The sequence below is a fragment of the Nocardia barduliensis genome, assembly GCF_013315795.1.
In the GTDB taxonomy this organism is placed as follows: Bacteria; Actinomycetota; Actinomycetes; order Mycobacteriales; family Mycobacteriaceae; genus Nocardia; species Nocardia barduliensis.
In genome coordinates this window covers 1-8,398 of the sequence record NZ_JABLTE010000189.1, presented here as the reverse complement: position 1 = coordinate 8,398, position 8,398 = coordinate 1, and the positions used below count along the sequence as shown (strand labels likewise).

Sequence of the window (8,398 nt, the reverse complement as noted above, 5' to 3'; positions counted from 1 at the left end):
GTCGGGTGGGGTGCGTGCGGAGTGCAGATGCCGGACGGCGGTGACCTCTACCGCGCCGACGGTGAAGTCCGCGCGGGCGCCGATCGCGGTGTGCGCGGCACCGTGGCCCACTGTCGGGAACGTCGCATCGGTGAGCTGAAGGGCGATGTTCGCGCAGTGCTCGGCGGTGCCGTGCACCGTGGCGCCGCTGGCCTGCGCGATGCGGCCCGCGTCACCGGCATGGTCGAAGTGGCCGTGACCGATGAAGATCGCCGCGGGCGCCAGGTCCACCAAGTCCTGTGGCGTGGCCGGGACGTAGCCGGTGCTGGTCAGCCGGGGCACCCACGCGTCGAGCAGCAACACCGAACCGCCGATGGCCATGGCGTAGGTGGTGCAGCCCACCCAGGACAGCACCACGCGATCGGTGCGCAGTGCGCCGGTGGCGGCATCGACGATATCGGCGCCGAAGAAACGCCTGCGAGCGGTGATCGTCCGCGGATCGGCGGGATCGGCGGCGGGCCGCAACCGTCCGGCCGCGAGGGCCGCCAGTTTGCCGCCGGGACCGAACAGGCCCGGACCGGGTAGTTTGCACACGCCGCTACCCCATCACGCGGAGCACAGGCGGGCAAGGGGGCTACAGACGGATGCCCAGCAGCGCGTCGACGGCGGTGGCGATCAATGCGGGCGCCTCGGCGTCCCGGCCCCCGTAGTCGAGGGCCTGGCGGGCCCAGTTGTCGACAGCGTCGAGCGCTTTGGGGGTGTCCAGATCGTCGGCCAAGTGCTGGCGCAGGCGGGCGATGGTGTCGGTGGCCGAGGGGCCTTCCTGCCGCGCGGTGGCCGCGCGCCACCACTCCAGGCGGCGGCGCGCCTGCTCGAGCAGGGCGTCGGTCCACATCCGGTCCTGGCGGTAGTGACCGGCCAGCAGTGCCAGCCGGATGGCAGCCGGGTCGGCGCCCTGGCGGCGCAGCACCGACACCAGCACGAGATTGCCGCGGGACTTCGACATCTTCTCCCCGTCCAGCCCGATCAGGCCGGCGTGCACGTAGTGGCGGGCGAAGCGGCGCCCGGCGATCAGCGACTCGGCGTGCGCGGCGGAGTATTCGTGGTGGGGGTAGATCAGGTCACTGCCGCCGCCCTGGATGTCGAACTCCGGGCCGATGCGGTTCAACGCGATCGCCGAACACTCGATGTGCCAGCCGGGGCGGCCCGCGCCGAACGGGGCAGGCCAGGACGGCTCGCCGGGACGCGCGGAGCGCCACAGCAGCGCGTCGATGGTGTCGCGTTTGCCGGGACGGTCCGGGTCGCCGCCGCGTTCGGCGAACAGCCGCTCCATCGTGGCGCGGTCGTAGCCGGATTCGTAGCCGAACTGCTCGGTGGCGTCGGCGCGGAAGTAGATGTCGGGGTACTCGGCGTCGTCGACGACGTAGGCCGCGCCGGAGGCCAGCAGTTTCTGCACGAACTCCACGACCTCGTCGACGGATTCCACGGCGCCGACGTAGTCGCGCGGGGGCACGATGCGCAGCGCGGACATGTCCTCGCGGAACAGGTCGGTCTCCGCGGCGCCCAGATCGCGCCAGTCCACGCCGTCGCGGGCGGCGCGTTCGAACAGCGGGTCGTCGACGTCGGTGACGTTCTGCACGTAGTGCACGTCGTGGCCCGCGTCGCGCCAGAGCCGGTTGACCAGATCGAAGGTCAGGTAGGTCGCGGCGTGCCCGAGATGGGTGGCGTCGTAGGGCGTGATGCCGCAGACGTACATGGTGGCGGTGGGGCCGGGGGTGACCGGGCGCACCTGACGGTCGGCGGTGTCGTACAACCGCAACGGCGGTCCTGCTCCAGGGACGGTCGGGAGGGCGGTATCGGACCAGGACTGCATGCTTACGAGGGTAAAGGTGTGGTGGAGATCATCCGCCCCCGGCCCGGTGCCCGCGCCCGCCGCACCGCTCGCCCGGCGCGCGGTGACCTGCGTCTTCCAGCGAATCGCGGGAAGTCAATAATTAGGGTTTCGCTGAATCAGCCGTCGGCGCGGCGGGTGGGATCGGCGATGGTGTTGGGCGTGATGGCGAAGGTCCCGTCCAGATCCGGGATGTCGGGGTCGACCTCGGCCAGCGCGATCTGGGTGAATCGGCCGCGCGCGACGTCGAACTCGAGTTCGTGATAGGCGACGGTATCGCCCCAGTCCGGGGACGGCAACGACAGGAACCGCATGGTGAACCGCCCGGAGTCCACCGAGCCCTCGACGAGCACGTAGACCCCGAAGTGGTTCTCCCCTTCCGAGCTCAGCCAGTAGACGCCGTTGTCGTAGAGGTGCAGGGCGGTGTCGGGATACGGCTTCTTGTCGTAGAGGTGCACGTAGTGCAACGCGATGCGGTAGGTGGGCACGCCGATGGCGATCCGCACCGTCGGTGCCGCGTGGTCTCCGGTCGCGTCGGTCATCGCGTCCTCCTCGTCGTCGCGCCGAGCGTTCGAAGCATCCACTGTGCCCGCGATCGCCTGTCGCGGCATCGGCGGTGGTCGCGCCTAGAACGCCGGCCACGGGATGGGGCGGGCGGTGCGCGGCATCGGCATCACCGGATCGTCGAGCAGGTGTTTGGTGCGTTCGATCAACGCGTCGATCTCGGCGTCGGTGATGTGCACGCTGAGCGTGTCGGCGAAGGCGCCGGGCAGCTGGTCGGCGAACGCGGTGACGTCGGCGACCAGCCCGTCGCCGAGGGGTTGTCCGGCCCAGCCCCACAGCACCGTGCGCAATTTGTGGTCGGTGTGCAAGCAGATGCCGTGATCGACGCCGTAGACCTGCCCGTCCAGCCCTTCCAGGGCGTGCCCGCCCTTGCGGTCGGCGTTGTTGAGCAGCACGTCCAGCACCGCCACCCGCTGCAACCGCGGATCGTCGGCGTGGATCAGCGACACTTCGTTGCCCAGGTCGTCCACCGCGCGCAGCACCTCACGGAACCCGTCGGGCACCGCGCCCGCGGGGCACAGGTCGATCAGGTCCAGGCGGTCGCCGCGATCGGTGTGATTGTCCACGCCGACGACCCAGCGCTGCACCATTCCGGGACCGAAAGGACCCTCGCGCACAATCGTTTCCGGGATCACGCCCCAGCCGATCGCCTCCGAGATCAGATACGAGGCCACCTCACGCCCGGCCAGGGTGCCGTCGGGGAAGTCCCACAGCGGTCGTTCGCCGCGGATCGGTTTGTAGACCACCCGCAGCGGCGGGTCGCCGGGCACCTCGCAGACCAAGGTCACGTTGCTGGCGGTGTTCACCCGCCCGATCACCGTCAGCTCGCCGCTGTGGAATCCGTCCCCGGCCTCGGCCACCGAATCACTCCTCCAGTTCGGCCGCGCCGAAGATGTCTCCGCGCTTGTAGCCGTTGGTGCGCACGCACATGTGCCCGCGCGCCGAGAGCGGCTCGCCGCACAGTGGGCACGGCGGGCGGCCCGCCGCGATCACCCGGGTGGAGCGCAGTGCGAATTCCCGCGCCTGGATCGGGGTGAGGAACACCCGCACCGCGTCGGGGCCCTCTTCGGTGTCGTCGAGCACCACCGACTCGTCGACCTCGGTCTCGGTGATCGCCAGCAGTTCCACCACCACCGCGCCCGCGTCGGCGTCCCAGCCCAGGCCCATGGTGCCGACGCGGAACTCGGCGTCGATCGGGGTGACCAGGGGCGCGTTGTCGCTGACGTCCTCGGCCTGCGGGGGCACTTCCGCGCCGAAGCGGCGCGCGACCTCGTCCAGCAGCAGACCCATCCGGTCGGCGAGCACCTTCACCTGCTGCTTTTCCAGCAGCACGCTGACCACGCGCGGTTCCTGCACCGCCTGCAGGTAGAACGCGCGATCGCCCGGCTCACCGACGGTCCCGGCGACGAAACGATCGGGGGTGCGGAATACATGGATTGCGCGTGACACATGCACCTCCTGATACGTGACCCTGATCGACTACCCGCGGCGCGGGGGTTCCATACAACGACCGCTCGGTTGTTTACAAGGAATCTCGGCGCTCCGCATTCCCATTATCCGCACTTCCGGTATTACCGAGCTCGCCACCGGGGACAGGCCCGGAGGCCTCCGGACCCGGTGCCGCCGCTCCGGCGCCAGGGCGTTGCCCGCCGGAAGCGGCGAGGGCCGACAGGTCGGCGCCGGTGTCGTTGAGCCGCCACACGTAGGGCGCGGTCGGGGTGTAGCGCACCACGCTGATCGAAGCGGGCTCCACCACGATCCGCTGGAAGCCGTCGAGGTGGATGCCCAGGGCGTCGGCGAGGATGGACTTGATCACGTCCCCGTGCGTGCACGCCACCCACAGCGCGTCGCGGCCGTGCTGCTCGGCCAGGGCGCGGTCGTGGTCGCGGATCGCGGCTACCGCGCGCACCTGCACCTGCGCCAAGCCTTCACCGCTGGGGAACACCGCGCCGGAGGCGTGCCGCTGCACGACTTTCCACAGCGGTTCCTCCAGCAGTTCCGCGATCGGGCGGCCGGTCCATTCGCCGTAGTCCACTTCGAGCAGGCGGTCGTCGAAAACCGGTTCCAGCCCGAACTTTTCCGCCAGCGGCGCGACCGTGCGCTGACAGCGCAGCAGCGGGGAGTGCACGATCCGTTCGATCGGCAGCCCGGCCAGTCGTTCGGCCACGGTCCTCGCCTGCTCCTCGCCACGCTCGGTGAGCTCGACGCCGGTGCTGCGACCGGCCAAGGTGCGGGCGGTGTTCGAGGTCGACACACCGTGCCGCAACAGGATCACCGTCATGCGGTCAGCCTAGCGATCATGTCGCCGAGACCTCGCCCGCCGCCAGCAGACCCAGGATGATCGCGCCCAGCACGATGCGGTAGCCGACGAACCAGTACAGCGAATGCCGTGCGACGAAACGCAGCAGCCACGCCACCGACGCGTAGCCGACCACGAACGCCAGCACCGTGGCCACCAGCAGCTGCGGCCCGCTGGCGTTGAGTCCCTCACCAGCGGGTTCGAACGCGTCGGGCAGGCTGAACAGGCCCGAGGCGGTCACCGCGGGGATGGCCAGCAGGAACGAAAACCGCACGGCCGCTTCGCGTTCCAATCCCAGGAACAGGCCCGCGGTCGAGGTGGCGCCCGAGCGTGAGACACCGGGGATCAGGGCCAGGCACTGCGCGAAACCCATGGCCAGCCCGTCGCGGGTGGTCAGCTGCTCGATCGAGCGCTCTTTGCGGCCGAAGTGCTCACCGGCGGCGATGACCAGGGCGAAGAAGATCAGCATGAACGACACCAGCCACAGGTTGCGGGCTCCGGTGCGGATCTCGTCTTTGAACAGGAACCCCAGCACACCGATGGGGATGGTGGCGATGATCACATACCAGCCGACGCGATAGTCGAGGTCGCGCTGGGTCTGCTCGTCGAGAACGCGGGTGCGGTCGGCGGTGAGGACGGGAAGTCGCGTGGTGGGCTGATCGTGCAGCGGGATTTCCCGGCGGCCGCGCGCGGTCAGCCGATCGCGCACTCCCGCGAACCAGGCCAGCACGATCCGCCAGATGTCCTTGGCGAAGAACACCAGCACTGCGGCTTCGGTGCCCAGCTGGGTGACCGCGGTGAACGAGGCGCCGGCGTCCTCGCCGAAGAAGACCGACGACACGATGCGCAGATGCGCCGAGGAGGAGATCGGCAGAAACTCCGTCAGCCCCTGCACCAACCCGAGCACCAGGGCCTGCACCCAGGTCATCGACTCGCCAACCACTAACCATCCTCCACTTTCGCCCGAAATACGCGTTGGTATTTGGGCATTGGCGCAGCGGCCGGTCGTTCCTTCGTGACGACCGCGCCGATCACGCAGCGACAGTACAGTGCCGGACTCGCGGCAGCGTGCCCGGCTGTTGCGTGCCCGGCGCCGAGGGAGGTTCGCGGGGACGGCGGGTTCGCCCGCGCACCCGAGTGCGACCCACTGTGCTGGTGGGCGCCGAGTCGCGTATCCACACTCTAGGCTTGGCGCCGTGACGAAAGCGCGGACACGGTGATGGAACAGCGGACGGTGGGCCGCAGCGGCCTGCGGGTGTCGCGGATGGGCCTGGCGACCCATACCTGGGGTTCGCACACCGACGCCGAGGACGCCGCGGGGCAGTTGGTGGCGTTCGTCGAGGCGGGCGGCACGCTGGTGGACACCTCGCCCGCCTACGCGGGCGGGGCAGCGCAGCGGATCCTGGCCGAGTTGCTCGGTGACCTGGTCTCGCGGGACGAGCTGGTGCTCAGCGGGTGCGCGGGGACCGCGCCGTGGGGGTTCTCCCCCGCCGGGGTGCCGGTGCCCGCGCAGGTCACGGTGGATACCTCGCGGCGGGCGCTGCTGCGGCAACTGGATCGCACGCTGCTGGAGTTCGGCACCGACCATCTCGACATCTGGAATGTCGCGGTGTGGGATCCGCGCACGCCGCTCGAGGAGATCGCCTCGACGCTGGAGCAGGCGGTGCGGTCGGGCCGGGTCAGGTACGCGGGGGTGCGCGGTTTCGGGGCCTGGCAGCTGGCCAGCCTGGCCGCGGTGGCGCCGGTGACCGCGGCGCAGACCCCGTATTCGCTGCTGGCGCGGGGCGCCGAAGCCGATGTCGTCCCGGCCGCGCGGTATCACGGGGTCGGGGTGATCGCCTCGGCGCCGTTGGCGGGCGGCATCCTGACCGGAAAGTACCGCGACGGGGTGCCCGCCGACTCGCGCGGCGCCGACGAGGCGACCGCGGCGGAGATCCGCAGTGGTCTCGACGACCGCGCCACCCGGGTGGTCGATGCGCTGGTGACCGCCGCCGACGGGCTGGGTACCTCGCCGCTGGCGGTGGCGCTGGCCTGGATCCGCGACCGGCCCGGCATCGCGAGCATGATCGTCGGCGCCCGCGACATCGGGCAGCTCACCGGCGTGCTGGCGGCCGAGACGCTGGAGCTGCCGCGGGCGATCGCGGCCGCCTTGGACGACGTCAGTGCACGCGCCGAGTGACACAGATTAGCCTTGCCTGCATGAGCACTGCAGCGACCGGGGGTGGGCGTGGGAACCGAGTCGGAACCGGGTGGTGGCGTGCCGTCCTGGCGCTGCTCTCGGTGGGTCTGCTGGCCGGGTCGGTCGCGTGTGGCGCCGATGCCGGTTCCTCGCACGGTGGCCACGGTCCGACGACGGCGACGCTGACCGATCTGGATCCGGTGCCGATCGGGCCGGAGCCCACGCCCGTGCTGCCGGTGACGGTGCGGTCGTTCGACGGCGCGGAGGTCACCGTCACCGATGCCTCCCGCATCATCGCCGTCGACCGCTACGGCACCCTCGCCCAGACCGTGTACGCGCTGGGGTTGGGGCCCAAGCTGGTCGGGCGCAGCACCTCGGCGGCGTTTCCCGCGGTGCGGGAGGTGCCGAACGTGGCAGGCGGCAACGGGTCGCTGAACGTGGAGTCGGTGCTGGCGCTGCGGCCGTCGGTGTTCCTGACCGACACCACCAGTGCCGCGCCCGCGGTGCGGGAGCAGTTGCGCGCGGCGGGTGTCACGGTCGTGTACTTCGATCCGGAGCGCACGATGGACGGGGTGGCGCCGCAGATCGAGGCGGTCGCGGCCGCGCTGGGGGTGCCCGAGCGGGGGCAGGCGCTGGCGCAGCGCACCCGCGACGAGATCGCGGCCGCCAGTGCCGCGGTGCCCGCCCCGGATCCGCGGCTGACCATCGCGTTCGTGTATCTGCGCTCCACCGCCATCACCATGCTCGCCGGGCCGGGGTCGGGCGCGGACGCGTTGATCGCGGCGCTGGGCGCGCGCGACGCGGGCACCGTCGCCGGGTTGACCGAGCCGTTCACCGCGGTCACCAGTGAGGCCATGATCGGCGCCGCGCCGGATGTGCTGCTGGTGATGTCGGACGGGCTGAAGTCCGTCGGCGGTGTGGAGGGGCTGCAGAAGGTGCCCGGCGTCGCGCAGACTCCCGCCGGGCGCGACCGGCGTGTGGTGGACATGTCCGATGCGGTGCTGCTGAGTTTCGGGCCCAACACCGGCCGGGTGATCGCGGCGCTGAGCGCGGCGGTGTACGGCACCGGGCACGCATGAGCCTGTCGGAGACCGAGGCGGCGCGGACGCCGGTGACGCCGGTGCCGAAGTCGCGAAGCTTTTCGCGGTTGGCGCTGGTGTTCGCGGCCGCGCTGGCGGGGCTGGTCGCGCTGGCGCTGGCCTCGGCGGCGATCGGGCAGGTGCCGACCACGCCGGCCGAGGTGGCCGGCAGCGTGCTGCACCGGATCGGGCTGGATATCGGGCCGATGCCCGCGCATCCCTCGGGCGAGGTGACCCTGTGGGAGGTGCGGTTCCCGCGGGTGGTGCTGGCGGTGCTGGTCGGTGCCGCGCTGGCGACAGCGGGTGCGTTGTTGCAGGGTGTGTTCGCCAATCCGCTCGCCGAGCCGGGCGTGATCGGGGTGTCGGCGGGCGCGGCGGTGGGTGCGGGCACGGTCATCGTGGTGGGC

The 8,398-nt window shown here is 71.1% G+C and carries 10 protein-coding genes; 3 read left to right on the top strand and 7 right to left on the bottom strand.

Annotated features, from left to right (window positions below; genetic code table 11):
• From HOV91_RS37660 to HOV91_RS37630, 7 genes are all read right to left on the bottom strand, one after another.
• Positions 1–573, bottom strand: a 573-nt coding sequence (locus tag HOV91_RS37660; RefSeq protein WP_174189971.1) for an MBL fold metallo-hydrolase, incomplete at its 3' end; no start/stop codon positions are given.
• A 40-nt stretch (positions 574–613) separates the two neighbouring features.
• Positions 614–1,852: a cysteine--1-D-myo-inosityl 2-amino-2-deoxy-alpha-D-glucopyranoside ligase gene (mshC, locus tag HOV91_RS37655; RefSeq protein WP_174189970.1), complete on the bottom strand. Its 1,239-nt coding sequence runs from the start codon at positions 1,850–1,852 to the stop codon at positions 614–616.
• 137 nt (positions 1,853–1,989) lie between these two features.
• The gene (locus tag HOV91_RS37650) at positions 1,990–2,412 is read right to left on the bottom strand and encodes a hypothetical protein (protein WP_174189969.1); all 423 of its coding nucleotides are present in this window, start codon (positions 2,410–2,412) and stop codon (positions 1,990–1,992) included.
• An 84-nt stretch (positions 2,413–2,496) separates the two neighbouring features.
• Positions 2,497–3,294 carry an SCO1664 family protein gene (locus tag HOV91_RS37645; RefSeq protein WP_174189968.1) on the bottom strand — a complete coding sequence of 266 codons (798 nt, stop codon included), beginning with the start codon at positions 3,292–3,294 and terminating at the stop codon, positions 2,497–2,499.
• A gap of 4 nt (positions 3,295–3,298) precedes the next feature.
• Complete coding sequence (locus tag HOV91_RS37640; RefSeq protein ID WP_039798216.1) at positions 3,299–3,883, bottom strand: DUF3090 domain-containing protein; 585 nt, start codon at positions 3,881–3,883, stop codon at positions 3,299–3,301.
• Positions 3,884–3,956: 73 nt separating this feature from the next.
• A complete protein-coding gene (locus HOV91_RS37635) occupies positions 3,957–4,715 on the bottom strand; it encodes a histidine phosphatase family protein (RefSeq protein WP_174189967.1) in 759 nt (252 codons plus the stop codon).
• Between the two features lie 16 nt (positions 4,716–4,731).
• Positions 4,732–5,661 carry an undecaprenyl-diphosphate phosphatase gene (locus tag HOV91_RS37630; RefSeq protein ID WP_174189973.1) on the bottom strand — a complete coding sequence of 310 codons (930 nt, stop codon included), beginning with the start codon at positions 5,659–5,661 and terminating at the stop codon, positions 4,732–4,734.
• Positions 5,662–5,952: 291 nt separating this feature from the next.
• Here HOV91_RS37630 and HOV91_RS37625 point away from each other — a divergent pair, with 291 nt between their 5' ends.
• From HOV91_RS37625 to HOV91_RS37615, 3 genes are all read left to right on the top strand, one after another.
• A complete protein-coding gene (locus HOV91_RS37625) occupies positions 5,953–6,912 on the top strand; it encodes an aldo/keto reductase (protein WP_174189966.1) in 960 nt (319 codons plus the stop codon).
• A 20-nt stretch (positions 6,913–6,932) separates the two neighbouring features.
• Positions 6,933–7,991 (top strand): heme/hemin ABC transporter substrate-binding protein, encoded by a 1,059-nt coding sequence (locus HOV91_RS37620; RefSeq protein WP_174189965.1) that lies wholly within the window; start codon positions 6,933–6,935, stop codon positions 7,989–7,991.
• Positions 7,988–8,398: iron chelate uptake ABC transporter family permease subunit (locus HOV91_RS37615; protein ID WP_246351539.1), on the top strand; the 411-nt coding region annotated here is incomplete at its 3' end. The genes HOV91_RS37620 and HOV91_RS37615, both read left to right, overlap by 4 nt.

Coding starts and splice junctions, on each gene's coding strand:
- HOV91_RS37650 (WP_174189969.1), bottom strand. CDS start 2,412: ATGACCGACGCGACCGGAGACCACGCGGCACCGACGGTGCGGATCGCC.
- HOV91_RS37625 (WP_174189966.1), top strand. CDS start 5,953: ATGGAACAGCGGACGGTGGGCCGCAGCGGCCTGCGGGTGTCGCGGATG.
- HOV91_RS37620 (WP_174189965.1), top strand. CDS start 6,933: ATGAGCACTGCAGCGACCGGGGGTGGGCGTGGGAACCGAGTCGGAACC.
- mshC (WP_174189970.1), bottom strand. CDS start 1,852: ATGCAGTCCTGGTCCGATACCGCCCTCCCGACCGTCCCTGGAGCAGGA.
- HOV91_RS37630 (WP_174189973.1), bottom strand. CDS start 5,661: ATGACCTGGGTGCAGGCCCTGGTGCTCGGGTTGGTGCAGGGGCTGACG.
- HOV91_RS37635 (WP_174189967.1), bottom strand. CDS start 4,715: ATGACGGTGATCCTGTTGCGGCACGGTGTGTCGACCTCGAACACCGCC.